Here is a 25,252-nt window from a genome sequence, read left to right as displayed (position 1 = left end):
CTTTCATTCGAAGCAATGGGCTGATTAGGCTCTGTACGAACCCTGGCGATTCGATCCACGTCGGCAGATTCACTTGATGTTGATACCCGCGAGCTGCAGCGCTTCGCCGACATTGCCGTGATAGCGTTCGGACAGCCAGGTCAGCGGCAGACGAATGCCGGTGTCGGCGTAACCCATGCGGTTGAGGCCCCACTTGACGGGAATCGGATTGGATTCGATCCCCAGCGCCGTATGCAATGGCGCCAGACGCGCATTGATCTGGTGGGCTTTTTCACGCTGACCGCTGGTCGCCGCGACACACAGGTCATGCATCGCCTGCGGCGCCACGTTGGCGGTGACGGAGATATCGCCGTGGCCACCCATCAACATGAAGTCGCAGGCAGTAGGATCGTCGCCGGAGTAGAGCGCGAAATCGCTGCCTTTGAGCCGATCGATCAGCTCCTCGGCACGCTCGAGATTGCCGGTGGCATCCTTCAGGCCGACGATCCGCTCGAGTTCCGCCAGCCGGAAGACCGTCTCGTTGTAGATATCGGAACAGGTCCGCCCGGGGACGTTGTAGAGAATGATCGGCAGCTCGCTCGCTTCGGCAACCGCCTTGAAATGCTGATACAAGCCTTCCTGAGTCGGCTTGTTGTAATAGGGCGCCACCGACAGACAGCAGTCCGCACCGACTTCGCTGGCATAACGTGCCAGCTCGACCGCCTCGGCCGTGTTGTTGGCGCCGGTGCCGGCGATGACCGGAATCCGACCGTTGACCTCTTCGACCACCGTGCGAATGACGTCGAAATGCTCGGCGAACGACATGGTGGTCGGCTCGCCGGTGGTACCGGCGGCAACGATGGCGTCAGTGCCGTGGTCGAGATGGAAACTCACGAGGCGACGCAGCGCCTCCCAATCGATCTCGCCACTGGCTTTCATCGGCGTCGCCATGGCAACGATACTGCCTGTGATCATCTTGCAGCTCTCTCTTTGAGGCCGGATGGCGGCCGGCCGCTTGTCTCATCGGGATCGAATGACCAGAAATCGAACACCGGCCAGACGAATCGCCCGTGTCCGGCTCATGGCGCGCCTCATGCAACGCTCGTGGCGCCTGCCCAGGCCCGATCCTGCAACCCCCAGATGGTACTCAGGCAGCCCCGGCGTGTACAGCCGCCAAGCCGGCTACCGGCCAGATTGGCCTGCGGCCGATCACGACGCCACGGCAACGATGACCAGGCATTGACCGCCAGGATCGGCTATCGTTCGCCATTCACTTCCCGGTTTCGGAGCAACCCATGACACTCAGCGTTGGACAGCCCGTCGACGACTTCTCCGCCGAAGCCACCGGCGACACCCCGTTCCGGCTCGGCGACTATCGCGGCAAGCAGGTCGTGATCTACTTCTATCCCAAGGACAGCACCCCCGGCTGCACCACCGAGGGCGGCGATTTTCGCGACCGGATCAGCGAGTTCGAAAATGCCAACACGGTCGTCTTCGGGGTCTCGCGGGACGGCCTCAAGTCCCACGAGAACTTCAAGGCCAAGCAGGGCTTTCCGTTCGAGTTGCTCTCGGATCGTGACGAGGCCATCTGCCGCCAGTTCGACGTGATCAAGCTCAAGAAGTTGTACGGCAAGGAGCATCTGGGCGTCGAACGCAGCACCTTCCTGATCGACGCCGACGGCAAACTGGCCCGTGAGTGGCGCGGCGTCAAGGTCCCCGGCCACGTCGACGAAGTGCTCGAAGCGGCGCGCGAACTCAACGCCGAGTAGACGCTCGCCTCGCCTCAGCGATCTTCCATCAGCAGGCTCTGGCCCGATTCACCTCGTGGCCAGGCCTGTACCAGCGCCTTGATCAGCGTTGCCAGGGGGATCGCGAAGAACACGCCCCAGAAGCCCCAGAGTCCCCCGAAGAAAAGCACCGCCAGGATGATCGACACCGGATGCAGGTTGACCGCTTCCGAAAACAGGATCGGTACCAGCACGTTGCCGTCCAGCGCCTGCAGGATGGCGTAAGCGACCAGCACGTACAGGAACTGGTCGCCAACCCCGAAGTGGAATCCCGCCACCGCGGCGACCGGCAGCGTGGCCACCGCCGCGCCGATGTAAGGCACCAGCACCGACAGCCCCACCATCAGACCCAGCAGCGCCGCGTAAGGCAGACCGAAGCCCCAGAAGACGATGAACGCCACGCTGCCGACGATGATGATTTCGATGGTCTTGCCGCGGACGTAGTTGGCGATCTGATCATCCATCTCTTCCCAGATGCGGGTCATCAGCGTGCGCTTGCCCGGCAGCATCGAGAGCAGAAAATCGACCAGCCGCTCGCGATCCTTGAGCATGAAGAAGACCAGGATCGGCACCAGTACCAGATAGATGATGACCGCCATCAGATTGCCCAGCGACGCCAGCGAGAAGGTCAGCGCGCGCTGACCGAGCTGGGAGGCCTGCTGGCCCGCCGTGGCGATCCAGCCCTGGATCTGATCCGGGGTCACGATGGTGGGATATTTCTCCTGCATCTCGCCCAGCCAGAGCTGGCTGCTGGCGAACATGCGAGGGGCTTCTTGAACCAGCTCGACCAGCTGATTCCAGACCAGCGGCATGACGATCAATGCCAGCGCCAGCAGTGCCCCCACGAACAGCAGGAAGACCAGCCCGACGGCCAGCAGGCGCGGCAACCCTCTACGTTCCAGCCAGGACACCACGCCCTGCAGCAGGAAAGCGACGACCAGTGCCGTGAAAAACGGTGCCAGGGCGCCGCCTAGCCAGATGACGACGGCAAAACCGCCGATCAACAGCGCCAGCAGGACGATGGCTTCCTCGTCGGAAAGGTAACGCTCGAACCAGTGACGCAGAATGCCTTTCAAACTCATGCCAGCGCTTCTCCCTCGGCCTTGCGTAACCAGTAGCGATACACGCCCTCCGCCGCCTCACGCCCGATCAGCGTATGCCGACTATGCTCGACGAAGCTTTCGAAATCGCGCCACGAACCCGCGTCGGTGGCGATCACCTCGAGCAGTTGCCCGGCCTGCATGCCGGCTAGCGTCTGTTTGGCCTTGAGCAATGGAAGTGGACAGCGCAAACCGGAGGCATCCAGTCGGCAATCGGGCGCTTGAGACATGACGAATCCCGGAGTTGATGGGCAATGAATTGATAGATGAATCGAAAGTTGGTTAGCCTGCCACCGGGCCGGCTGCATCGCTCGCTGACTTTGGGAAAACGTCCAGGCAACCTCTGTGCCTGGCCGCGGTCGAAGGCATGATAACCCAGACCGCTGGCGGTCAGCGTGGCTTTCGCCCGCCTCGAATGGCGGCCCTTGTAGAGTCTTTGTCCGCAGCGAGGCTTTTGCCTGTATCGTCTCCCGGGGTGGCGCTGATTTGCCCGCGCTTATTTTTTGGTCACACTTGAGCTTCTGCCTGACCTGAGCTTCTGCCCGAATGAGGACCGACACCGTCAGCATGACCAACCACCGACTGACATCATTCAAACGGCAATTGTTGGCCGTCTCGCTGCTCTCCGCAACCCTGGCCGGCGCGCCTCCGGTTGCGCAGGCCGAACAAGGCTATCAGCTTCCGGATCTCGGCAGTACCAGCGTCGCCGTCACCACCAATGACGAATATCGCCTGGGCCGGGCCTGGCTTCGCCAGTTCCGCGCCCAGACCGACCCTTGGCATGATCCGATCACCCAGACCTATGTACGTTCGATGCTGGCCAAGCTGGTGCCCTACAGCGGCGTCGACGAACGACTCGTGGTCACGCTGGTCGACAGCCGCCTGTTGAATGCGTTTGCCGTGCCCGGCGGCGTTGTCGGGGTCAATGCCGGCCTGTTCACCACCGCGCCCAACGAGGATGAATTCGCCTCGGTACTGGCCCACGAGCTGGGCCACCTGGCTCAGCGTCACTATGCACGACGCATGGCCCGGGTGGAGGAGACGCAACTGCCGACCATGGCGGCGATGCTGGCGGGGATGATCTTCGCGGCGGGCGGCGGCGGCGGTGCCGGAATCGCCGCCATGATGGGCACTCAGGCCGCGTTCATTCAGGATCAGCTGGCCTACTCCCGGCGCTTCGAGCAGGAAGCCGATCGCGTCGGTCTCAGCGCCATGGCCAAGGCCGGATACGACCCGCAGGCGATGCCGGAAATGTTCCGGACGCTGCAGAAGCTCGCCTCTCTTCAGGGCGGCAATCCGCCGGAGTTCCTGCTGACCCACCCGGTGACCGAATCGCGCATCAGCGACACCCAGGCCCGAGCCGATCAGCTGACCTCGCCGCCCCACCATGACGACCCGACCTACGCCATGATCCGGGGCCGGGCGCTGCTGATGCTCAACCAGGGCAACCCGACTCAGGCCATGACGGTACTGAAGCAGGACGACCCGCCGGCCGCCGCCGTCAGCTATCTCCAGGCGCTGACCGATGCGCGACAGTCGCGCACGGACGCGGCGCTGGCGACGCTCGACACGCTGGCGAAGCAGTATCCTGACCTGTCGATGATTCCGGCGACTGCCGCCCAGATTGCCTACGACGCCGACCGCCGAGAGGAGGCGCTGACCCGGGCGCAACGCATTCTGCGAATTTCTCCCGGCTACTACCCGGCGCAATGGGTCCAGGCTCAGACGTTGGTCCAGACCTCTCCGTCGCAGGCTTTCGACGTACTACGCGACATGAGCGAGCAGTACCCGGAGGACCCCGACGTGTTCGGCCTGCTGTCCGAAGCCGCCGGGCGCAGCGGTCGGGATGCCTGGGGCCAGCTGGCGCGCGCCGAGCAGCTCCAGCTTCAAGGCAACATCGACACCGCCATCCGTCAGATCGACTCCGCCGAGAAGGTCGCCAAGCAGAGCGGCGACTACGCCATGGCCAGCCGCATCGAGCAGCGGCGCAAGGATTTTCTGGGGTATCGCGAGACCATGCGGAACTTCTGATTCGTCAGCCCAGGGCAAGCGCCCGTCCCGCCGCTCGACCGCCCCGCCTGAAAGGCGGAAACCGCTACATCAACTCGAACTGGCCGCCCCGGGCCGGCGATCCAGGTGCGCGACAAGGGCATCGAAGAACGCCATCGGATCGATCACTATCCTGCCTTTCGGCTTGGGGGCAGCGGCGTTCTGAGCGATCACGATGTCATGAGCCGGGTTGATGTAGACGAGCTGGCCGTGGATACCTCTTGCCGCGTAGGCGCGATCCTTTCGCGAGGGCGGCGTCCATGCCGTCCACCACATGAAGCCGTAGTCCACAAGTTCGCCATCGGCGAGCGTGGTGGGCCGCGTGGCCTCGGCCATCCATCCGTCGGGCAGCAGCGGCTCGCCGTCGACCTTCCCGCCCTCGAGCATGAACTGGCCGAAACGGGCGTAGTCTCTCAATGTGGCGCCAATACCGCTTCCACCGACCTCGATGCCGCCGGCGGATTCCAGCCACCAGGTGGCGTCGCTTTCCATACCGTACGGCTGCCAGAGCTTTTCCGACAGATAGTCGGCCAAGGGTCGATTGACGGCTGCGTGGACGAGTTCGGCGAGAATCTGGGTTTCCCCGGTACTGTAATTGTGAACCCGGCCCGGTTCGGCAGCCCGAGGCAGCGCCGCCATCACGGCCATCGCCCCGCCCGGCGCCTGGGCAACCTGCGCCCTGAGCAGCGAGCGTCGATCGGACTCGGGATCGGTATAGGTCTCGTTCCAGGCAACTCCCGAGGCCATCATCAGCAGATCGCGCAGGCTCACGCCATCGTAGGCACTTCCCTTCAACAGCGGCACGTAGTCGACCACCCGAGCCCCCAACCCCTCGGGGATCAGTCCGTCCCGAATCGCCATCCCGGCCAGCGTCGAGCAGACGGACTTGGCGACCGACATCGACATCCAGCGCGTATCCGGCGCATTGCCCCGCTGATAGGTCTCATAAAGGACGTTGCCCCGGTGCAGGACCAGAAGCCCGGTGACATTGTTCAACGCGAGGTAGTCGTAAAGGTCGTAAGGCTCACCGTTCACCGTGGCCACCCAACCCTCGAGGTTCTGCGAGATTGGCGGCAGCGGGCGTGGGCGCCCTCCGGCCGCAATGACCCGGGAAGGAAACAGTCGATCGATATTGCGGAAAGTGCTGACCGCCAGATCCGGGACCAGCTGGCCCCCGTAGATCTGCTCGACGCTGCCGACAGGTTCGTTGGCATGACGGTAATCAGTGGCCGACCGGGGCGGTTCGGATCGAGATGGGCGTGATGGACTGGAACAATCTGGCCGGAATGAGCGGGACGCCATGAGAGGTCTCCTGAGGGAATCCTCAATCAGTAACACAGGCGTACGGAAACGCGCATCGGTTTGGCGGCAATGACAGGAAAAAACGAGATGGTGGGTCGTGTAGGATTCGAACCTACGACCAATTGGTTAAAAGCCAACTGCTCTACCAACTGAGCTAACGACCCAAAACGTACGACCGGCGGGGAGTGCCGAATCGGTGCCATGAAGGCGAGGAAGAGATCGATGGTGGGTCGTGTAGGATTCGAACCTACGACCAATTGGTTAAAAGCCAACTGCTCTACCAACTGAGCTAACGACCCATGCGCTTCTGATCAATGGCGCTTGCCATAAAAGCATCGACCCGTCGGAAAGTGGTGGGTCGTGTAGGATTCGAACCTACGACCAATTGGTTAAAAGCCAACTGCTCTACCAACTGAGCTAACGACCCTTCCCGACTGGGCGCACATATTACTCATAACCCTCGGAGCAGGCAAGTATTTTTTCCCGCCCCGAGGCGCTGGTCACGACGCGGGAATCAGGAGTCTTCACGCCGCGGATGGCGCGGTTTCTTCATTGCCGTCACCGGGCGCCGCTTGTTTTTGTCGCGGCTCCAGCGATTTTTCTCGTCCGGCGTCAGTTCCGGTACCTTGCGCGGCTCGAGCCCGGCCATCGTCGACAGCTCGTCGATCTCGTCCTGGGTCATCTCGGTCCACTCGCCGGCCTTGGCCCGCTTGTCGAGGAAGATGTTGCCATAACGAACACGTTTCAGGCGGCTGACGGTGAGGCCCTGGGATTCCCACAGACGACGCACTTCTCGATTGCGCCCTTCCATGATCACCACGTGGAACCAGCTGTTGATGCCTTCGCCGCCGAACTCCTGCACGTCGGAAAAACGCGCCGGGCCGTCTTCGAGCATCACCCCTTCGACCATATTGACCACGTGCTCCCGCTTGACCTCACCCATTACGCGGACCGCGTATTCGCGTTCGATCTGGTGCGAGGGGTGCATCAGCCGGTTGGCCAGCTCGCCATCGGTGGTGAACAGCAGCAGGCCGCTGGTATTGATGTCCAGGCGACCGATCGCGATCCAGCGCTCGCCCTTCAGCCGCGGCAGGCGTTCGAACACGGTCCGCCGCCCTTCCGGATCCTTGCGCGTGCACAGCTCGCCTTCCGGCTTGTTGTACATGATCACGCGGCGCGGGACTTCTTCCACGGCACGCAGGCTGATCAAGCGGTCGTCGAGCGCGACACGATCGCGCGCCCCCACCCGATCGCCCAGCTTGGCGACCTGGCTGTTGACCTTGACACGGCCGGCGCTGATCGCCGTTTCCATCTCGCGGCGCGAGCCATAGCCGGCCCGGGCCAGCACTTTCTGCAGTTTTTCGGTGTTGATCTCGGTCATGATATTTCGTTGCCTCATCGGCTCGAGGAGTCGCCGGTGACCGCCTGCCCGTCAGGCAGCATGGTCGGTAGTGGCGATCCTCAGGTGTCCGTGTCCGAATTGTCCTCCGCTGGGGAGGAGTTCGACTCCGCCTCTTCGGCCTGACGCTTCCGGGCACGTTCGGCCAGTCGCACTTCGAGCTCGGCAAAACTCAGCGACTCGCCGGGGGACGCCATCTCGGCGTGTTCGTCATTGTCGGGCTCATCTGTGTCACCTTCACCCGACGCTGCCGATAAATCGGTATCTTCTGGTTCCAGCACCGCTTCCGTGGCGTCTTCTGCGTCGAGCGATGGCGTCTCGCCGGCCGTATCGACATCAGGTACGTCGACATCAGGTACGTCGACATCGGGTGCATCGACACCAGACACGTCGACATCTGGCACATCGATATCAGGCACATCGATATCAGGCACATCCGCAAACGGCTCATGCATGCCCGTTTCGAACTTCTCGAGCGGCTTGAGTTCGTGCATCGGAGGCAACGACTCCAGCGTACTCAATCCCAGATCGTCGAGAAACGACCGGGTGGTGGCATAGACCGCCGGTCGCCCCGGCACGTCGCGATGACCCACGACGCGAATCCAGCCGCGATCGACCAAGGTCCGCATGATCGAGCTGCTGACGGCCACGCCGCGCACCTCCTCGATATCGCCGCGGGTGACCGGCTGACGATAGGCAATCAGCGCCAGCGTCTCGAGCAGCGCCCGGGAGTATCGTTGAGGCTTTTCATCCCACAGCCGCGACACCCAGGGCGAGTAGCGCTGACGAATCCGCAACTGATAACCCGAGGCCGACTCGCCGAGCTCCAGCGCACCGCCGGCCGCCAATCGCTCGGACAGCTTGTGCAGCGACTCGCGAAGCGCGGCGCGGGACGGTGGCTGCCCGGAGTCGAGCAAGCCTTCATCGAACAACGCCTCGAGCCGCTCCAACGAGACCGGCTCACCCGCGGCCAGCAGCACCGCTTCGAGAATTTCGTCCAGCGCCGGCGTCACGACTGAAGAAACGTAGGAGTCGGTCAGGCGGTTCATGCCTTGGTCTCGCCTTCACTGTCGGGAATGTCGGGCCCAACGATACCGCTCTTTGGAGCAGCATCGGCGGTCTCGAATGCCAGTTCAGCCTTGTCTTCTAACTCGTCATCGCCCTCGAATATGCCATCGCCCTCGTCACTCGCGACACCCTCTTCCAGCGCCAGCCGGGCACGCAGGTGGATCGGCGAGAGCGGCGCATTCTGCACGATTTCGATCATCGACTCACGCGCTAATTCGAGAATCGCCATGAAGGTCACGATGACCCCGGCGCGCCCCTCGGAAAGCTCGAACAGCGCCTCGAACGGCGTGAAACGATCGGCGTTCAGCTTGGCCATGATCGAGAGCATCCGCTCGCGGGTCGAGAGCACTTCACGACTGATCCGATGAGATTGACGCAGATCGGCCCGTTTGAGCATGCCGCCGAGCGCGCCCAGCAGATCGTTCAGCGACACGTCCGGGTGAATCACGCGGCGCTCGAGCTCGGGCAGTGCCGCCTGCGCCGGGTGCCAGTCGCGTCCCATGCGCGGCAGGGTATCGAGTTCCTCGGCAGACAGCTTGAGCTGCTCGTACTCCTGCAGCCGGCGAATCAGCTGAGCTCGCGGATCTTCCTCGTCGTCCTCGTCATCACCCTTGGGCGGCCGCGGCAGTAGAGAACGCGATTTGATCTCGGCGAGCATCGCGGCCATCACCAGATACTCGCCGGCGAGATCGATCTCCATCGCCTGCATCAGGTCCACGTACTCGACGTACTGGTGGGTGATGGCGGCGACGTTGATGGCCAGAATATCGAGATTCTGGCGCCGGATCAGATAGAGCAGCAGATCGAGCGGGCCCTCGAAGGTCTCGAGAAAGACCTTGAGCGCTTCCGGCGGAATGTAGAGATCCTGCGGCAGCTCGGTCAGCCCTTCGCCATTGACCCGGGCCACGAACTCCAGCGGCAGCTGCCCGGCAGGCGACGCCTCGGCGGCATCGGGTCGTTCGGATTCGATAACGCTCACGCCGCCTCCCGGATCACTGCTGAATAGTGACAGCAGTCTAACAAGGCAGGCGACGCTGGCCTATCGACACGACATCGGCCGGCCGGCGGAGGTCTCGCCGCCATCGTTGGCTCTCAGGCAGGCTGGCGCGCAAATCGGCGATAGGTAAATTCGTCTTCTCGGCTCGAATCGATGACCGCCAGCGTCTGGATTTCGTCGTGATAGGGCGAAAACTCGCAGACTGGATCCATCTGGGCGGCGTCGCCGGTCAGCATCAAGGCCTGGCAGCGGCAGCCGCCCCAGTCGATCTCGCGCCGATCGCAGCTCTGGCAGGCGTCCGGCATCCAGTCAGTACCGCGATAGGCGTTGAACGCGGGGCTGTGCTGCCAGATATCGCCCAGGGCGTGCTCGCCCACGTTCAAGAACTCGAGTCCGGGAATGGTCTCGGCGGCGTGGCACGGCAAGACCTTGCCCGTGGGCGTGACGTTGAGCGACTGGCGGCCCCAGCCGTTCATGCACGGCTTGGGCAGCCGCGCGTAGTAATCCGGCACCACGGCGTCGATCACCAACTTGCCCTTGAGGCGCTCGCGGGCCGCCTCCACCAGATCGAGCGCCTCCATCACCTGCTCCCGCGGCGGCATCAGCGCACCACGGTTCTGAAGCGCCCAGCCGTAATACTGCGCGTGAGCGATCTCGAGACGCCGCGCGCCGAGTTCCAGCGCCAGTTCGACCAGGTCAGGGATCTGATGCAGGTTGGCACGATGGATCACGCTGTTGAGCGTCAACGGCAGCCCGACGTCGGTCACCTCGGCAGCGAAGGCGAGCTTCTTGTCGAAGGCGCCGGGCAGGTTGGCGATATGGTCGTTGACCTCCGCGGTCGCACCCTGCACCGAGAGCTGCACGTGATCGAGCCCGGCATCCGCCAACGCTTCGAGACGCGCCCGGCTGATGTTGACGCCGGCGGTGATCAGGTTCGAGTAGAGGCCATGTTCGGCGCAGCTCGCCACCAGCGCTTCGAGATCCTGGCGCAGTGCCGGCTCGCCACCGGAAAGATGAACCTGCAGTACGCCGAGCTCGGCCGCCTCGGCAAAGACCCGCTGCCAGGTCTCGGTATCGAGCTCTTCGCGCTTGCGGGTAAGTTCGACCGGGTTGGAGCAATACGGGCACTGCAGCGGGCAGCGGTGGGTCAATTCCGCCAGCATGCCGATGGGGGGTGGCTGCATCGAGGGCGACTGTCGCGCTTCCGGCTGGGTATTCATGTCACTTCCAAGACGTTCTTGGTGATCAGATCGGCGAGCATCGCCCCCACGTCGACGAGTATGCGCTCGCGGGGCGCCGCGAAGGTTTCAGCCAGATCGTCGACGATGGCGGCGATGTCACGCTCGCCATCGACGCGGGTGAGCACCTGCTGAGCGATGGGATCGAGCTGGAACACCCGTTCCGGCGCCAGCAGCACCCAGCCGCCGCGGGCCTTGTCCTCGCGCAGCCGCACGCCGCGCGGAATCTTGACCACGTCGTGCTCTTGGAGCGTCGGCACGCCGCCAGCGTCGTCGTTGATAGGGGTGTCGGCACTCATCGGGCAATTCTCCCTCGGCCACCCAGGCCGTCACCATCGATCTCCTGCCCTTCGACGCCACTGCCCCAGGCGCCCGGCGGCACCTGGCCCGCTGGATTCGAGCCGGAACCGACATAGGCGTGCTGCAGCGCATCGAGCATCGCCCACAGCACGCTGCACTTGAAGCGAAGCGCGTCGATCACCGCTTGCTGCTGGTCGGCGCGCTTGGCGTGGCGCTTGACGTAGTCGAGCGCCATCTCGGCATCCCGCGGCGCCTGGGTCAGCCGCGGCTCGAAGTAGGCGAGCGTCTCGCGGGAGACAAAATCGTAGTGTTCGAGCATGCCGCGCACGCGCTGGCCGATCACCATGGGCGAGAACAGCTCGGTCAGCGACGAGGCGATCGCCTCGAGTAGCGTCCGATCGCGCACGAAGTGAGTGTAGGCTTCGACGGCAAAACGCGTCGCCGGCAGGATGCCGCGGGTCGAAACGACCAGTTCACGGGGTAAATCCAGGCCGTCGGTCAGCTTGAGCCAGCGCTCGATCCCGCCCTCGCCCACGGCTTCGCCGTCATGATCGACCAGCCGCGAACGCCAGGTTCGGCGCAGATCGGGATCGTCGAGCCTCGCCATCAGCGAGGCGTCCTTGATCGGGATCATCGCCTGATAGTAGTAGCGGTTGAGCGCCCAGGCCTGGACCTGACGCTTGTCGAGCTCACCGTTCTGGAGCATCAACTGGAACGGATGACGATGATGGTAGCGGGTCTCGCCGACCTCGCGCAGCCGGGCTTCCAACGCCTCCATGCTCAACGGCTCGACGAGGTCAGGATGGTTTTCGAAATTCAGCAAGAGAGCTCCATGCCGTCATGGGCGATCTCCCAGCCGGCGCGCTCGGCCGCCTGACGCTCGGAGGAATCCGCGATCAACACCGGATTGGTGTTGTTGATATGGATGAAGACGCGCTTGCCCAGCGAGAGTTCCGCCAGCGCTGCGATACTGCCCTCGGCGCCGGACATCGACATATGGCCCATGCGGTTTCCGGTCTTGTGACCGACGCCCGCGCGCACCATTTCATCGTCGCGCCACAGGGTGCCGTCGAACAGCAGCAGATCGGCACCGTCGAGACGCGCCGCGAGTGTCGGCGTCATCGCGGCGCAGCCGGGGATATAGTAGGCGCGCCTATCGCCGCTGATCAGTTCGACGCCAACCGTGCTCTCGCCTTCGACACCAATCTCGACCTGATCGCCCTCCAGAAAGAGTGCGGTCTTGCCCGGCACCGCAAACAGCCGAGCCTGCAGGCCGTCGAGCAGCGTGAAGGGTTGATCCAGGGCGATCGATTCGCGGCTGACGTAATCGGGGTTCAGCACATCGAAGATCGGGCTGCCACGCAGCACGTCCTGGATCATCGGCGTCGCCAGCAGCCGAAACGGCGAGCTTTCGCGGAGATTGAGCAGCCCGCCGATATGATCGACGTCGGCATTGGTCAGCAGCACGCTGGCGATCGGCGTATGCCGTCGGCCCTCGCGCGGATGCAGTGCCGGCGTCTGTTGAATCTGTTTGAGGATATCGGGTGCGCAGTTGATCAGCGCCCAGTTCTGACCGTCAACGCTGACGGCAATCGAGGATTGGGTTCGCGGCGTCACGCGCTGATCGCCTTCCCAGACCAGACGGCACACGTCGCAGCGGCAATTCCACTGAGGCGAGCCGCCACCGGCGGCCGCCCCGAGTACGCGCAGCTGCAGAGCAGCACCGCCGCGCGTGTCTTGCTGATGGCTCAAAATTCAGCGGGCATGTAGTCGTTGATTTCCATACCGACGCAGATTTCCTTCACTTCCGGGGTCGTCCAGCTCATGGGGAGCTCCTGAGGTCGATTGTCGATCACGCTCGGATGAGCGCTTCTCCATATTAGCCAATCGTCGCGGTTTATCCCAAGAATTTACTTAGCAAGTAAACTTTTAATCGTCGATGCCGGCGCCATCGGCCTTGCGATAGCGGCCGATATAGTCGAACAGCTTGTCGTCGACTCGCCAATGACGACCACTTTTTCGACCGATGACGAAATCCGGTGCCCGCAGGCGAGCGGCGCCCTCGACGGCTTCCTGGGCGGAACGTGGCCGCCAGCCGCTGGCCGGCGCGCGCAGATGGTGGCGCAGGAAGACCCGCTCGAACACATGCTGCTGGGCCGGTGTTTCCAGCCCGAACCACTCGTCCAGCGTCTCGCCATCCTCGTCGTGGTAGGTCACCTTGAGCCTCGGCACGCCGCGGCCGTTGGTGGTCGCCGCCAGTTGCATGCCACTGACCCGCAGGACCCTGGCATGACGCAGCTTGAGCGCATCGCGCAGCTTGTCGTCGGGATCCACCAGCCGTTCACCGCAGTGGCCGCAGGAGCGTGCGGCGATATCGTTCTCGCCGCCGCACTGCTCGCACACCTTGAAACGAAAACGGAACGTGCATTGATGTCGACTCTCCACGGCGCCCGACCCCGCGCCAGCATCGACCTCCTTCCCCGGGTTTGACCTTCCGCTTTGGGCGCAGTCTTGGGCGCGTGTAGAGAGCGCGGGGCTTTGGCCGCGTGTGAAAAGAAGCCCCTGACAGCGTCGACCGTGATGCTCGATCACGAAGTCGCCGTCACGCTTGCCCCAGAAGGTGTTGGCGAAGCCGCATTCGGGGCACTCGACCTGCACCGGCTCGCTTTCGCCGTCCGGACGCGTCTGGGCGATCTCCGGCGCATAGAGCTCCCACGGGTTGCCGGCGTAGTCGAGAATCAGGCAATCGGTCTTGCCCGGCGAGAGCCGCAATCCGCGCCCGACGATCTGCTGATAGAGCCCCACGGATTCGGTCGGGCGCAGAATGGCGATCACGTCCACGTGTGGCGCGTCGAAACCGGTCGTCAATACCGCCACGTTGACCAGATACTTGAGCTCGCGGGCCTTGAACGCCGCGATCAGTCGCTCTCGCTCCGGGCCCGGCGTCGCTCCGGTAATCAGCGCACTCTCGGTCGCGGGCAGCAGCTCCCGCACCTCTTCGGCGTGCGCCACGGTGGCCGCGAAGATCATCACGCCCTGACGATCGTGGGCACGCTGGATCACGTCATGAATGATCTGCGGCGTGGCACGATTGCCCTGAACCACGCCGCTGAGATCGCGCTCGGCAAACTGGCCGTTTCGCTGTGGGGTCAGGCGCGAGAAGTCGTAGAAGGCCATGGCGCCGTCGATGCGCCTGGGTTCGGCGAGATACCCCTGACGCACCATCACGCGCAGCGGCTGCTCGAATACGCAGTCGCGAAAGAACGTGTTCTCCGGCCCTTTCACCATGCCGTGGTAGTGGCGGTGATAAAGAAAGCCCTCGCCAAGCCGATACGGCGTTGCCGTCAGCCCCAACACCTTGAGGTTGGGCCGCACCTCGCGAAGCCGCGCGATCACCTTCTCGTAGGTGGAGACGGCCCGCTGGCCAGCTTTTCCCGACGCTGCCGCCTGGCGCTCGTCCCCGCTATCGCGGGCGAGAGAGAGACGATGGCACTCGTCGATCACCAGCAGTGTGAACTCGCCGGTGGCGAAATCATCCAGACCGTTGACCACCGACTGCACCGAACCGAACACCACCTGGCGCCCGCTCTCCTTGCGGCCCAGGCCGGCGCTGAAGATATCCGCTTCGAGCCCGTAGGCAAGATACTTGGCGTGATTCTGCTCGACCAGCTCGCGCACGTGGGCCAGCACCAGCACCCGGCCACGGGCCCGCCGCGCCAGCTCCGCGATGACCAGCGATTTACCGCTTCCCGTCGGCAACACCACCACGGCCGGATCGTCACTGCCCCGGAAGTGAGCGATGACATTGTCGACGGCCTGGATCTGATAGGGGCGAAGCCGGGGGACAGCGCTGTCCGAGGAGGATTTGAGCATGGCCGGCATGTTACTCAGATCGCGCGACCGAAGAAACGCCCGGGGAGCGTCATTCCGACAGCCAGCCGCATCATCAGGGTGAGGTTAGAGGGAAACTAGAGGAATTCCTTCATCTACGCCTTTAGTGGAATTGTGAAAAATGATCGATTCGATCAAATTAGCAATCGTTTCGATCACTAACCGCTAGTGAACCACTCGCCACGCATGGCGCACGGGAGCCAACTCCATGAAACTGCTCGCCACGATCCAGAAGGTCCCCGGGGGCCTGATGGTGGTCCCCCTCATTTTCGGTGCCGCGCTCAACACCATCGATCAGCTCCATCTTTCCTGGATCACCGCCATTCTGCAGTGGCTGGGTGCCGGGCAGACCGATAGCGGCCAGTACGAATTCCTGCGCATCGGTGGCTTCTCCCAGGAGCTGTTCAAGGACGGGGCGCTGGTGCTGATCGCGCTGTTCCTGTTCTGCTCCGGTAGCCAGATGAACCTGCGCGTGGGCGGCAAGGCGCTCAAGAAAGGCGCCCTGCTGGTCACCGCCAAATACCTGACCGGTCTGGCGGTGGGCGTGGGGCTGGGGCTGATGTTCGACCCGATCGATGGCCTGCTGGGTCTTTCGACGGTAGCGATCATCGCCGCCATGACCAACGGCAACGGCGGCATGTACGCGGCACTCACCAGCCAGTACGGCAACCGCTCCGATACCGGCGCGGTGGCGATCCTGTCGCTCAACGATGGTCCGTTCTTCACGCTCATGTCGCTGGGCCTGCTGGGTTCCCAGTTCCCGGTGATCGCTTTCATTGCGGTGCTGCTGCCGATCGCGCTGGGCATGCTGCTGGGCAATATCGACCGCGATATTCGCGCCTTCCTCAAGCCCGGCGAAATTCTGCCGGTGCCGTTCTTCGCCTTTGCGCTGGGCGCGAACATGAACCTGGCGGCGTTCTTCAATCCCGAGGTGGTGGGTGCAGGTCTGCTGCTGGGCGTCATGACTACCGTACTCACCGGCGGCGTCGGCATTCTGGTCTTCCGGCTGTTCCGCGAACCCAGCGTCATCGCGCCGGTTTCCGAAGCGACCACAGCGGGCAACGCCGCCGGCACGCCGGCTGCCATCGCTGCCGCGGCAGCCGTTGCCGCCAATTCGGGGATGATGAGCGCGGCCGAAGCGCAGAGTTATCACGACCTGGTCAACATCGCGACGTCGCAGATATCGATCGCCACGCTGACGACCGCCATTCTGGGGCCGATCGCCGTGATGCTGGTCGATCGCTGGCAGAAGAGACGCGGCATCGAAGGCACCCTCGAGGACGAGCCGCAATCCCGTGTCGACGAGGATCTCGGTGTCGCCCGCGACGGTTGAGCGACGCCGCTGCCGTATCGTGGCATGCTGAGACGAATGACATCATCCGGCGGCGCGCAAGCGCCGCCATCCTGGAGCCTTCATGAAAATCTCTCTGCTCTACGGCAAGGGTGAGCTGGCACTCGACCTGCCGGACGACACTTTCGTCGTCGAACCGACGACGCAGCATGGGATGGAGAATCCCGAAGCCGGCGTTCGCGAAGCACTCTCTTCGCCGATCGGTACCCCGCCGCTCAAGGAGATGGTCAAGGCCAGCGATCGCGTCGCCATCGTGATCAGCGACATCACCCGCCCGACGCCCAATCATCTGCTGGTACCGCTGCTGATCGAAACGCTCGATCACGTGCCGCACGAGAATTTCGTCATCATCAACGGCACCGGCACCCACCGCGACCAGACGGTCGAAGAGCTCCGCGGCATGCTGGGCGACTGGGTGGTGGATCACATCGAGATCGTCAACAACCACTGCGACAACTACGACGAACTGGTCAACGTCGGCGACAACAGCTTCGGCTGCCCCTCGTGGCTCAACCGGCGCTGGGTCGAAGCCGACTTTCGTATCGTGACCGGTTTCATCGAACCGCACTTCTTCGCCGGTTTCTCCGGCGGGCCCAAGGGCGTGATGCCGGGTATCGCCGGGCTCGAGACGATCATGACGTTCCACAATGCCCGCATGATCGGCGATCCGCGTTCGACCTGGGGCAACATGGCCGACAATCCGCTGCAGGCGATGACCCGCGAGATCAACGCGCTATGCCCGCCGCACTTCATGCTCAACGTCACCCTCAATCGCGACAAGGCGATTACCCGGGTGTTTGCCGGCGACCTGACCGAGGCGCACCGTCAGGGTTGCGAACATGAGCTCGAGCACGCGATGGTGAAAGCCGATCGGCGCTTCGACGTGGTGATGACCGGCAATTCCGGCTATCCGCTCGACCAGAATCTCTATCAGGCGGTCAAGGGCATGAGCGCGGCGCACAAGATCGTCAAGCGCGGCGGCACGATCCTGATGGCCTGCGAGTGCTCGGACGGCATTCCCGATCACGGCAAATTCGCCGAGATCCTGGCCATGGCCGATTCGCCACAGGCGCTGCTCGAGATGATCGAGGATCCCGAATTCGCCATGCTCGATCAGTGGCAGGTGCAGAAGCAGGCGGTCATCCAGAGCTGGGCCGATGTGATGCTCTACTCGACGCTTAGCGACACCCAGGCGCGCGCCGCACTGATGCAGCCGGTGCACGACATCGCCGAGGCGCTGCAGTCGTTGAAGGCACGCTATGGCGACGAGATGACCATCGCCGTGATGCCGCTGGGCCCGTTGACCGTGCCTTATGTCGATGACTGAGCACGTCGATGACTGAGCCGCCGATCGACGAACACACGACGGGAGAGAACCCATGACTTCGATGGCTCGAACCGAACGAATCGATGCCTTGAGCGTGGAAGCAGCGGCGCCGTCTCGCTCGCACAGCGTGTCGCTGACCGCCGACGTGGCCCAGGGCGCCGAACTCGAGGCCAAGCTGGAACGCCTGCGTCACGTGCTTCGCGAGATGGGCGATGTCGTGGTGGCGTTCTCCGGTGGCGTCGACAGCACCTTCCTGCTGGCCATCGCGCTGGAGACGCTGGGCCGGGAACGCGTGCTGGCGGTCACCGCCGATTCAGAATCCTATCCGTTCGAGGAACTCGATGCCGCCCGCGAACTGGCCCGGCGTCTGGAGGCGCCGCACCGCGTCATCGAGACCTCGGAGATCGCCATTCCCGGTTACGCCGAGAACGACGCCAATCGCTGCTACTACTGCAAATCCGGCCTGTTCACCCACCTGGCGCCGATCATGGTCGACGCCGGATTCCATAATATCGTCTTCGGTCTGATCGCCGACGACGACGGCGAGCATCGCCCGGGCACCCAGGCCGCCCGCGAGTATGGCGTCCGCGGTCCGCTGCATGAAGCCGGCCTGTACAAGGCCGAGATTCGTGAACTCTCCCAGGCCATGGGGCTGCCGACCTGGAACAAGCCCTCGCTGGCGTGTCTGTCATCGCGGGTCGCCTACGGCGAGCGCATCACGCTGGAGAAGCTCGAGCGGATCGCCGAAGCCGAGCGCCGCGTCAGAGCCCTGAACATCGGCCAGCTCCGCGTGCGCCATCATGGCGAACTGGCGCGGATCGAAGTCGAACCCCAGGACATGGCGACGGTGCTCGAACATCACGACCGGCTGGTCGCGGAACTCACGGCGCTGGGATACGCCTGGGTGACGCTGGATCTGGCCGGCTACCGCAGCGGCAGCATGAATCGGCTGCTGCCTTGAATTCGGCTCGACAGGATATGGCATGACCGAACGCCCTGACCGCCCCATTTCCGACCTGGGATTCGCCCGCGTCGATCACGATCGCGAAGCTCGCAACGGCGTCCCCGAAGTCGTGTTCGGCGAGGGCAAGCAGGCCGATCAGATCAGCGCCATCGTCGCCCGCCTGATCGATCGTCACCAGCGGGCGCTGGTCACCCGACTCGATGCCGAGCGCGCCGAACGCGTGCTTCAGGATCATCCCCACGGCCACTACGATCCGATCAGCCGGCTGCTTTCGTGGGGTGCCTCGCCGAAGCGTCTCCCCGGCACCGTGGCAGTGATCTGCGCCGGCACCTCGGACCTGCCCGTGGCCGAGGAAGCCGCGGGTACCCTCGAGTGGCTGGGCGCCGACGTCGCCCGGCTCAACGACGTCGGCGTCGCCGGCATCGATCGCCTGCTGGCGCATCGTGAAGCCCTGACCCGGGCGGACGTGCTGATCGTGATTGCCGGCATGGAAGGCGCGCTACCCAGCGTGATCACCGGGCTGGTGCGCAATCCGGTGATCGCGGTACCCACCTCGGTGGGTTACGGCGCCAGCCTGCAGGGCGTCACCGCCCTGCTCGGCATGCTGTCGGCGTGCGCCACCGGCATGAGCGTGGTCAATATCGACAACGGCTTCGGCGCCGCCTGGCAGGCGGCCAGCATTCTGTCGCTGCTCGAGCGAGGCCCCGATCCGCGACCCGCCAGCTTCGAGAGTTCGCCAGCCGCCGCCGAGGAACCCGCCGAATCCGCCTCAACAGGGCCACGTAGCTCATGAAGACGCTTCATATCGACTGCACCTTCGGCATCGCCGGCGACATGCTGCTGGCTGCGCTGGTGGATCTGGGTGCGGATCTGGACCAGATCGCCACCGCGTTACGTCGGCTGCCGATCGACCCTTTCGAACTCGGCACCCGGCCGGTAGATCGCTGCGGGATTCGGGCCCGCCTGCTGACAATCGATCTCGACATCGCCGATCCGCATGGACATGTTCACGGCTCTCATCACGACGATCATTCCCATCGCGATCATCACGACGCCGACCACAATCACGACCACGATCACGATCACGATCACGATCACGACGAGCACGAGCACGAGCACGAGCACGTCCATGGTCATCACCGTGCCGGCGATATTCTGACGATGATCGCGGCCGCCGACCTCCCGAACCGGGCCAGACATCGGGCGACGGCACTCTTCACCGCGATCGCCGAGGCCGAGGGGCGAATCCACGGCATCGATCCCGGTGAGGTCCACCTGCATGAAGTGGGGGCGATGGACTCGATCATCGACATCCTCGGCGTCTGCCTGGCGCTCGAGCTGCTCGATATCGATCGGATCAGCGCCTCGCCGGTGCCGGTGGGACACGGCATCATCGATATCGCTCATGGCCGCTTTCCGATTCCCGCGCCGGCCACTCTGGAGCTGCTCAAGGGGGTGCCGCTGTCGGATTTCGATGCGCCGGGCGAACTGACCACGCCCACTGGCGCCGCGTTTCTCGGCGTGCTGGTCGAGCGCTTCGGCGGATTGCCGGCCGGGAGACCGCTGCGGATCGGCTACGGCGCCGGCAATCGCGACTCGGCCCATCCCAACGTGCTGCGCAGCGTTCTGTTCGAGGCCGAGAGATCGTCCACGACCGCCCACGACGACGAACCGCGAGAGTCGATCGCCGTCCTGGAGTGCCAGCTCGACGATGTCACCGGCGAGCAACTGGGCCACCTGATGGGCTTGCTGCTGGAAGCCGGGGCCCTCGATGTGTTCTACACCCCGGTCACGATGAAGAAATCTCGCCCCGGAACGTTGATCACGGTATTGGCACCGTGGCCGCGGGCGGGCGCCCAGGAGCGGCTCTTGCTCCTGCACACCTCGACCTTCGGCGTGCGCCGTCATGAATCCAGCCGGCGAATTCTGGATCGCCGAATCGAAGTCGTCGAAACCGAGTGGGGCGAGGTCAGGGTCAAGATCGGCAGCCTCGACGGCCGCGATATTCGGGTGGCACCGGAATATGATGATATCCATCGCCTTGCCCTCGAGAACGACCACCCTCTCGCCGATGTCCATGCCCGCGTGCTGGAAGCCTATGCCCTGCGTGGCGATTCTGGCAGTCCGGCGCTGAACCCCTGACCTGGACGAATCGCGGGCCGAATCAACAGCCCAAACACTTTCTGACTCACTGACCGAGTCACTGTCTGAGTCAGTGGAACTGAATTTGGCCTCGTTTTCCGGTTGGTGACCACGCGTGTTCAGGCTCATGGCGGGTCGTGTTCCACCTTCGTCGACTTGCCATTTATGATCGAATCGATCAATTTATACGGAAATATTTAATCGGTTCAATCATAACCATGACGATAGCGCCTGCTTCGTACCCGTCCGATCCGCCCTCGATGGCCGATCAGACATCCCTGCTCATTCTGGCCGACGATCTGACCGGCACCGCCGATTCGGCGATTGGCTGCACCCGACAAGGGCTCTCGACGCAAGTCATGCTCTCCGCTTCGGGAAGGGTCAGTGCCAGCGCCAATGCCGTCGCCATCGATCTCGACTCGCGAGCCTGCTCCCCACAGCAGGCGGTAGAGCGGCATCGCGACTGCCTGAATCAGTGGCAGGGGCGCTATCGCTATCTGTTCAAGAAGATCGATTCGACCCTGCGCGGCAATGTCGCCGCCGAGATCGCGAGTCTGGTGCCAAGCGCCGGCATGGCTATCGTCGCCCCGGCTTACCCGGCCACCGGACGCACCACCCGGGCCGGCCGCCAGTGGCTACACGAACGCCCGGTCGAGGAGACCGAGGTCTGGACCAACGAAGGCATCCGCGGCCGCGCCGATCTGGTCGAGATGCTGGAAGGCGCGGCGCTGACCACGCGTCACCTCGACCTGGCAACGCTCTATGAAACGGATTCGGTGGTCTCGAACATGCTGCGGCAGTATCAGCAGGAAGGTGTCGAGGCCGTGATCTGCGACGCCCTGACGGATGCCGACCTGCGTCGGCTGGCAGCGCTATCCGCGACGCTCGACGGCGTGTTCTGGGTCGGTTCGGCCGGGCTGGGCCTGGTGCTGCCGGATGCGCTGGGTCTTACCGCTTCGACGGCCGAGACCCCTTCCGCCCGCGCCCCGCGTCGACGCCCGACGTTGATCGTGATCGGCAGCATGAGCGGTATCTCGCACGTTCAGGCCGACGCGCTGGTGGCCGCCAACCCCGACCTCGCAGTCGTGGAGATCACCCCGGCCGAGCTGTTCGGCGAGACGGAAGAGACCTCGTCGTCGCCCGCGCTGGCGTCGATCCCCCAGCGTCTCTCTCACCGTATCGGGGAGACGCTGCAGACGGGCAACGACGTCATGGTTCGTCTGGCCCAGAACGAGGATCGCAACGCCGCGGATGGACCGCGTCTCAGCGCCGAACTCGGCGTGATGCTCGCCCCGCATCTGGCCGCGGTCGATCGGCTGATCGCCACGGGGGGCGCCACCGCACGGGCCATATTGATGGCCGCGGATATCACCCGGTTGACGCTGATCGACGCCCCCGATACCGGCATGGCCCGGCTGGTGACCCGCCATGGCGAGCGGCCCCTGGAGGTGATCACCAAGGCCGGCGGCTTCGGCGATGCCGAAGCCTTCCAGCGGGTCTGGCACGACGCGGGATCCGCTACCCACGGGACAGTCGCCACCCACAGTGAATCCGTCACCCACTTTCAAGACTCAGCAGAGGATACGAACATGAGCGATCGCCCCATCATCGGTATCACCATGGGAGACGCCGCCGGCGTCGGCCCGGAAATCATCGTCAAGGCGCTCGCCCAGGACGCCGTCCACGACACCTGCCGGCCGCTGGTCATCGGCGACGCCGGTCGCCTGCGTCAGGCAATGGAGATCGTCGGTTCGCCCCTCGAGCTGCATGTCGTCGACGCGCCCGCCCAGGCGCGATTCGAGCGCGGCACGCTCGAGTGCATCGACCTCGGCCTGATTCCCGCCGATCTGCCCTGGGGCAAGGTCTCGCCGATCGCCGGCGATGCCGCCTATCAGTACATCGCCAAGACCGTGGAACTGATCGAAGCTGGCGAGCTCGATGCGATCTGTACCGCACCGCTCAACAAGGAAGCGCTGCATGCCGGCGGCCACCTGTTCCCGGGCCACACCGAACTGCTGGCGCATCTCACTGGCACCGAGGAAGTCTCGATGATGCTGGTGACACCCAAGATGAAGGTGATCCACGTCACCACCCATATGGGCATCATCGACGCCATCGCCCGGATCGAGCCGGGACTGGTCACCCGTACCATCGAGCGCGCCCACGAAACGCTGGCCCGCGCCGGGCAGACCGATCCCCGCATCGCCGTTTGCGGCATCAACCCTCATGCCGGCGAGAACGGATTGTTCGGCTATGGTGAGGAGGAGGAGAAGATCGTGCCGGCGATCGAGGCGCTCCGCCAGCGGGGCTGGAACGTCGAGGGGCCGCTGCCCGCCGATACGCTGTTCTTCCGTGCCGGTCGTGGCGATTTCGACTGCGTGGTGGCGATGTATCACGACCAGGGCCACGGCCCGGTCAAGGTGATGGGGCTCGAAGCGGGCGTCAACGTCACCGTCGGTCTGCCGGTGGTGCGCACCTCGGTCGACCACGGTACCGCCTTCGATATTGCCGGCAAAGGCATCGCCGACGATCGCAGTCTGATCGAGGCGCTGCGCCAGGCGGTCGAGCTGGCCAGCCGCCAGACCGCTCGATCGGCATGATCGCTGACACCCTTCATCGCATTCATGACTGTCACCGCTGAGGAGAGAGAGATGCCCACCATCGGTTTTGCAGGACTGGGATTCATGGGGGCCGGTATGGCCGCCAACATTCTAAAGGCGGGCCATCCGCTCAAGGTACTGGCCCATCGCAACCGCCAACCCATCGACGATCTGGTTGCCCGGGGCGCCGAAGAGGCCAGCAATGCCGCAGCGCTGGGAGCCGAGTGCGATATCGTCTTTCTCTGCGTGACCGGCGCGCCGCAGGTCAAGGCGCTGATCGACGGCGATGAAGGGATCCGGGCCGGGGCCAGAAACGCCGGCCGCGAAGGCCTGGTGATCGTCGACTGCTCGACCTCCGAACCCACGCTGACCCGCGAACTGGCCGCCTCGCTGAGCGAGGACGGGATCACGCTGATCGACGCGCCGCTGGGCGGTACGCCGGCCCAGGCCGAGACCGGTGAACTGCAGGCGATCGTGGGTGCCGACGACGCCACTCTCGAGCGCGTGCGCCCGGTGATGGAGACCTGGGCTGCCAGGATCATGCATGTGGGCCCGGTCGGCGCCGGCCATACCATGAAGCTGCTCAACAACTTCCTCGCCATGGGCTACGGGGCGATCTTCGCCGAAGCGTTGACCATCGGCGCCAAGGCCGGCATCACGCCGCAGACTTTCGACAGCGTCATTCGCGGCTCGCGCATGGACAGCGGCTTCTATCAGACCTTCTTTCAGTACGTGCTCGAGCGCGATCGCAATGCCCATCGTTTCACCCTGGCCAACGCTCACAAGGACACCCGCTACCTCGCGTCGCTGGCCGAGGCGATGAACGTCGATGCCGGTGTCGCCAAGGCCGTTCGCGATCTCTACGCCAGCGCTGAATCCCAGGGCGACGGCGAAAAATACGTGCCCGAGCTCTCCGATATCGTGGCGGCGCGTTACCATACGTCACTCGGAAAATGAGATCGGTCGGCCCCAAGGAATCACCATGAAAGTCGCCAAACGTCGCCAGGCGATGCTGGATGCGGTGCTCTCGGGCATCACCAGCATCGAGGCGCTCTGCCAGCATTTCACCATCTCCGAGGCAACCGCACGGCGCGACCTCGGCGCGCTGTCGGATCAGGGCCTGCTGGTTCGCACCTACGGGGGCGCCGCGGCCCATATCGGCCATCGCGAACCCGAGCTGACCCTGGAGCAGCGGCGTACGCGTCAGGGTGACGTCAAGGCCCGGCTGGCCGATTGCGCGCTGAGCTGTGTCGAAGACAACGACACCGTGCTGCTGGACGGCGGCACCACTACCGCCGCGCTGGCGGCCCGCCTCAACGAGCGTCGCGGCCTCCACGTGGTGACCAACAACATGGCGGCGCTGCCTTGTCTCACGCAGCTGCCGGAGGGCCACACGACCGTGCTCGGCGGCGATCTGCGCGCCTCCAGCATGACCGTCTACGGCCCCCTGGCGCATGCGGCGCTGGCCCGGCTGACGGTGGACCGGCTGTTCCTCAGCGCCGATGGCGTCACCGAACTGGGGCTGTGCGAAGCAAGCCCGGAACAGGCGTGGCTCAAGGAGGCGATGATCGCCCGCGCCGCCGAAGTCTACATCATGGCGGACGCCACCAAGCTGGGCCGGGCCAGCCAGCAGCACTGGACCGCCTTCCCTCCGCACTGGACGCTGATTACCGACGCCACCGATGCGCGTATCGACAGGTTCAAGGCGTTGGGTGCCACCGTACTGAATCCGACAGCGTAAACCTGACCGCCGGGACG

23 protein-coding genes and 3 tRNA genes are annotated in these 25,252 nt (G+C 64.2%); 10 read left to right on the top strand and 16 right to left on the bottom strand.

Features of this window, described 5'->3' with window-relative positions:
- Positions 1-69 precede the first annotated feature (69 nt).
- Positions 70-954, bottom strand: a complete 885-nt coding sequence (gene dapA / locus DOM58_RS02080; RefSeq protein ID WP_110691585.1) for a 4-hydroxy-tetrahydrodipicolinate synthase — start codon at positions 952-954, stop codon at positions 70-72.
- A 320-nt stretch (positions 955-1,274) separates the two neighbouring features.
- Between dapA and DOM58_RS02075 the strand changes: the two genes are divergently transcribed.
- Positions 1,275-1,748, top strand: coding sequence for a peroxiredoxin (locus tag DOM58_RS02075; protein WP_110691584.1), 474 nt, complete (start codon positions 1,275-1,277; stop codon positions 1,746-1,748).
- 14 nt (positions 1,749-1,762) lie between these two features.
- Here DOM58_RS02075 and DOM58_RS02070 read toward each other — a convergent pair whose 3' ends face one another.
- Positions 1,763-2,848, bottom strand: a complete 1,086-nt coding sequence (locus tag DOM58_RS02070) for an AI-2E family transporter (protein ID WP_110691583.1) — start codon at positions 2,846-2,848, stop codon at positions 1,763-1,765.
- Positions 2,845-3,096 (bottom strand): sulfurtransferase TusA family protein, encoded by a 252-nt coding sequence (locus tag DOM58_RS02065; RefSeq protein WP_110691582.1) that lies wholly within the window; start codon positions 3,094-3,096, stop codon positions 2,845-2,847. Before DOM58_RS02065 ends, DOM58_RS02070 begins: the two co-directional genes overlap by 4 nt.
- Positions 3,097-3,433: 337 nt before the next feature.
- Here DOM58_RS02065 and DOM58_RS02060 point away from each other — a divergent pair, with 337 nt between their 5' ends.
- Positions 3,434-4,897 carry a M48 family metalloprotease gene (locus DOM58_RS02060; RefSeq protein ID WP_110691581.1) on the top strand — a complete coding sequence of 488 codons (1,464 nt, stop codon included), beginning with the start codon at positions 3,434-3,436 and terminating at the stop codon, positions 4,895-4,897.
- 69 nt (positions 4,898-4,966) lie between these two features.
- On the opposite strand, the gene DOM58_RS02055 is transcribed toward DOM58_RS02060, so the two are convergent.
- The 13 genes from DOM58_RS02055 to DOM58_RS01995 form a co-directional block, all read right to left on the bottom strand.
- Positions 4,967-6,217: a serine hydrolase domain-containing protein gene (locus DOM58_RS02055; RefSeq protein WP_110691580.1), complete on the bottom strand. Its 1,251-nt coding sequence runs from the start codon at positions 6,215-6,217 to the stop codon at positions 4,967-4,969.
- Between the two features lie 88 nt (positions 6,218-6,305).
- Positions 6,306-6,381 (bottom strand) — tRNA-Lys (locus DOM58_RS02050).
- Positions 6,382-6,440: 59 nt separating this feature from the next.
- Positions 6,441-6,516 (bottom strand) — tRNA-Lys (locus DOM58_RS02045).
- Between the two features lie 52 nt (positions 6,517-6,568).
- Positions 6,569-6,644 (bottom strand) — tRNA-Lys (locus tag DOM58_RS02040).
- A gap of 87 nt (positions 6,645-6,731) precedes the next feature.
- A complete protein-coding gene (gene rluB / locus DOM58_RS02035) occupies positions 6,732-7,598 on the bottom strand; it encodes a 23S rRNA pseudouridine(2605) synthase RluB (RefSeq protein ID WP_110691579.1) in 867 nt (288 codons plus the stop codon).
- Between the two features lie 80 nt (positions 7,599-7,678).
- The gene (scpB, locus tag DOM58_RS02030; RefSeq protein ID WP_110691578.1) at positions 7,679-8,665 is read right to left on the bottom strand and encodes an SMC-Scp complex subunit ScpB; all 987 of its coding nucleotides are present in this window, start codon (positions 8,663-8,665) and stop codon (positions 7,679-7,681) included.
- Positions 8,662-9,663: a segregation and condensation protein A gene (locus tag DOM58_RS02025; RefSeq protein ID WP_110691577.1), complete on the bottom strand. Its 1,002-nt coding sequence runs from the start codon at positions 9,661-9,663 to the stop codon at positions 8,662-8,664. Before DOM58_RS02025 ends, scpB begins: the two co-directional genes overlap by 4 nt.
- Positions 9,664-9,776: 113 nt before the next feature.
- Entirely contained in the window at positions 9,777-10,901 is a 1,125-nt protein-coding gene (gene pqqE, locus DOM58_RS02020) for a pyrroloquinoline quinone biosynthesis protein PqqE (protein WP_110691576.1), read from the bottom strand.
- A complete protein-coding gene (pqqD, locus tag DOM58_RS02015; RefSeq protein WP_110691575.1) occupies positions 10,898-11,218 on the bottom strand; it encodes a pyrroloquinoline quinone biosynthesis peptide chaperone PqqD in 321 nt (106 codons plus the stop codon). The genes pqqE and pqqD overlap by 4 nt, the downstream gene beginning before the upstream one ends.
- Positions 11,215-12,042, bottom strand: a complete 828-nt coding sequence (gene pqqC / locus DOM58_RS02010) for a pyrroloquinoline-quinone synthase PqqC (protein ID WP_245392110.1) — start codon at positions 12,040-12,042, stop codon at positions 11,215-11,217. The genes pqqD and pqqC overlap by 4 nt, the downstream gene beginning before the upstream one ends.
- Entirely contained in the window at positions 12,036-12,971 is a 936-nt protein-coding gene (gene pqqB / locus DOM58_RS02005) for a pyrroloquinoline quinone biosynthesis protein PqqB (RefSeq protein WP_245392109.1), read from the bottom strand. The genes pqqC and pqqB overlap by 7 nt, the downstream gene beginning before the upstream one ends.
- A complete protein-coding gene (gene pqqA, locus DOM58_RS17850) occupies positions 12,968-13,045 on the bottom strand; it encodes a pyrroloquinoline quinone precursor peptide PqqA (protein WP_075569317.1) in 78 nt (25 codons plus the stop codon). The genes pqqB and pqqA overlap by 4 nt, the downstream gene beginning before the upstream one ends.
- Positions 13,046-13,148: 103 nt before the next feature.
- Positions 13,149-15,092 (bottom strand): DEAD/DEAH box helicase, encoded by a 1,944-nt coding sequence (locus DOM58_RS01995; protein ID WP_110691603.1) that lies wholly within the window; start codon positions 15,090-15,092, stop codon positions 13,149-13,151.
- 226 nt (positions 15,093-15,318) lie between these two features.
- Here DOM58_RS01995 and DOM58_RS01990 point away from each other — a divergent pair, with 226 nt between their 5' ends.
- The 8 genes from DOM58_RS01990 to DOM58_RS01955 all read left to right on the top strand — a co-directional run bounded on the left by DOM58_RS01990 (position 15,319) and on the right by DOM58_RS01955 (position 25,235).
- Positions 15,319-16,443 (top strand): 2-keto-3-deoxygluconate permease, encoded by a 1,125-nt coding sequence (locus DOM58_RS01990; protein WP_075562243.1) that lies wholly within the window; start codon positions 15,319-15,321, stop codon positions 16,441-16,443.
- Positions 16,444-16,525: 82 nt separating this feature from the next.
- Positions 16,526-17,788, top strand: coding sequence for a nickel-dependent lactate racemase (larA, locus tag DOM58_RS01985; RefSeq protein WP_110691574.1), 1,263 nt, complete (start codon positions 16,526-16,528; stop codon positions 17,786-17,788).
- A 52-nt stretch (positions 17,789-17,840) separates the two neighbouring features.
- Positions 17,841-18,749, top strand: a complete 909-nt coding sequence (gene larE, locus DOM58_RS01980; protein ID WP_223162119.1) for an ATP-dependent sacrificial sulfur transferase LarE — start codon at positions 17,841-17,843, stop codon at positions 18,747-18,749.
- Positions 18,750-18,771: 22 nt separating this feature from the next.
- Positions 18,772-19,545, top strand: coding sequence for a nickel pincer cofactor biosynthesis protein LarB (gene larB, locus DOM58_RS01975; protein ID WP_110691573.1), 774 nt, complete (start codon positions 18,772-18,774; stop codon positions 19,543-19,545).
- Positions 19,542-20,894 carry a nickel pincer cofactor biosynthesis protein LarC gene (gene larC / locus DOM58_RS01970; protein ID WP_110691572.1) on the top strand — a complete coding sequence of 451 codons (1,353 nt, stop codon included), beginning with the start codon at positions 19,542-19,544 and terminating at the stop codon, positions 20,892-20,894. Before larB ends, larC begins: the two co-directional genes overlap by 4 nt.
- Before the next feature lie 260 nt (positions 20,895-21,154).
- Entirely contained in the window at positions 21,155-23,494 is a 2,340-nt protein-coding gene (pdxA, locus tag DOM58_RS01965) for a 4-hydroxythreonine-4-phosphate dehydrogenase PdxA (protein WP_110691571.1), read from the top strand.
- Positions 23,495-23,545: 51 nt separating this feature from the next.
- On the top strand, positions 23,546-24,451 hold the full coding sequence (locus DOM58_RS01960) for an NAD(P)-dependent oxidoreductase (protein WP_110691570.1): 906 nt from the start codon (positions 23,546-23,548) through the stop codon (positions 24,449-24,451).
- Positions 24,452-24,476: 25 nt separating this feature from the next.
- Positions 24,477-25,235: a DeoR/GlpR family DNA-binding transcription regulator gene (locus tag DOM58_RS01955; protein WP_110691569.1), complete on the top strand. Its 759-nt coding sequence runs from the start codon at positions 24,477-24,479 to the stop codon at positions 25,233-25,235.
- The last annotated feature ends 17 nt before the right edge of the window (positions 25,236-25,252 follow it).

Origin of the sequence: Salinicola halophyticus, assembly GCF_003206695.1 — a bacterium.
Taxonomy (GTDB): Bacteria; Pseudomonadota; Gammaproteobacteria; order Pseudomonadales; family Halomonadaceae; genus Salinicola; species Salinicola halophyticus.
This window is presented reverse-complemented; position numbering and strand designations above follow the sequence as displayed.

Bases quoted from the DNA above. Each gene is read 5' to 3' on its own strand.
- dapA (WP_110691585.1), bottom strand. From the start codon at position 954: ATGATCACAGGCAGTATCGTTGCCATGGCGACGCCGATGAAAGCCAGT.
- DOM58_RS02075 (WP_110691584.1), top strand. From the start codon at position 1,275: ATGACACTCAGCGTTGGACAGCCCGTCGACGACTTCTCCGCCGAAGCC.
- DOM58_RS02070 (WP_110691583.1), bottom strand. From the start codon at position 2,848: ATGAGTTTGAAAGGCATTCTGCGTCACTGGTTCGAGCGTTACCTTTCC.
- DOM58_RS02065 (WP_110691582.1), bottom strand. From the start codon at position 3,096: ATGTCTCAAGCGCCCGATTGCCGACTGGATGCCTCCGGTTTGCGCTGT.
- DOM58_RS02060 (WP_110691581.1), top strand. From the start codon at position 3,434: ATGACCAACCACCGACTGACATCATTCAAACGGCAATTGTTGGCCGTC.
- DOM58_RS02055 (WP_110691580.1), bottom strand. From the start codon at position 6,217: ATGGCGTCCCGCTCATTCCGGCCAGATTGTTCCAGTCCATCACGCCCA.
- rluB (WP_110691579.1), bottom strand. From the start codon at position 7,598: ATGACCGAGATCAACACCGAAAAACTGCAGAAAGTGCTGGCCCGGGCC.
- scpB (WP_110691578.1), bottom strand. From the start codon at position 8,665: ATGAACCGCCTGACCGACTCCTACGTTTCTTCAGTCGTGACGCCGGCG.
- pqqE (WP_110691576.1), bottom strand. From the start codon at position 10,901: ATGAATACCCAGCCGGAAGCGCGACAGTCGCCCTCGATGCAGCCACCC.
- pqqD (WP_110691575.1), bottom strand. From the start codon at position 11,218: ATGAGTGCCGACACCCCTATCAACGACGACGCTGGCGGCGTGCCGACG.
- pqqA (WP_075569317.1), bottom strand. From the start codon at position 13,045: ATGAGCTGGACGACCCCGGAAGTGAAGGAAATCTGCGTCGGTATGGAA.
- DOM58_RS01995 (WP_110691603.1), bottom strand. From the start codon at position 15,092: ATGCTCAAATCCTCCTCGGACAGCGCTGTCCCCCGGCTTCGCCCCTAT.
- DOM58_RS01990 (WP_075562243.1), top strand. From the start codon at position 15,319: ATGAAACTGCTCGCCACGATCCAGAAGGTCCCCGGGGGCCTGATGGTG.
- larA (WP_110691574.1), top strand. From the start codon at position 16,526: ATGAAAATCTCTCTGCTCTACGGCAAGGGTGAGCTGGCACTCGACCTG.
- larE (WP_223162119.1), top strand. From the start codon at position 17,841: ATGACTTCGATGGCTCGAACCGAACGAATCGATGCCTTGAGCGTGGAA.
- larB (WP_110691573.1), top strand. From the start codon at position 18,772: ATGACCGAACGCCCTGACCGCCCCATTTCCGACCTGGGATTCGCCCGC.
- larC (WP_110691572.1), top strand. From the start codon at position 19,542: ATGAAGACGCTTCATATCGACTGCACCTTCGGCATCGCCGGCGACATG.
- pdxA (WP_110691571.1), top strand. From the start codon at position 21,155: ATGGCCGATCAGACATCCCTGCTCATTCTGGCCGACGATCTGACCGGC.
- DOM58_RS01960 (WP_110691570.1), top strand. From the start codon at position 23,546: ATGCCCACCATCGGTTTTGCAGGACTGGGATTCATGGGGGCCGGTATG.
- DOM58_RS01955 (WP_110691569.1), top strand. From the start codon at position 24,477: ATGAAAGTCGCCAAACGTCGCCAGGCGATGCTGGATGCGGTGCTCTCG.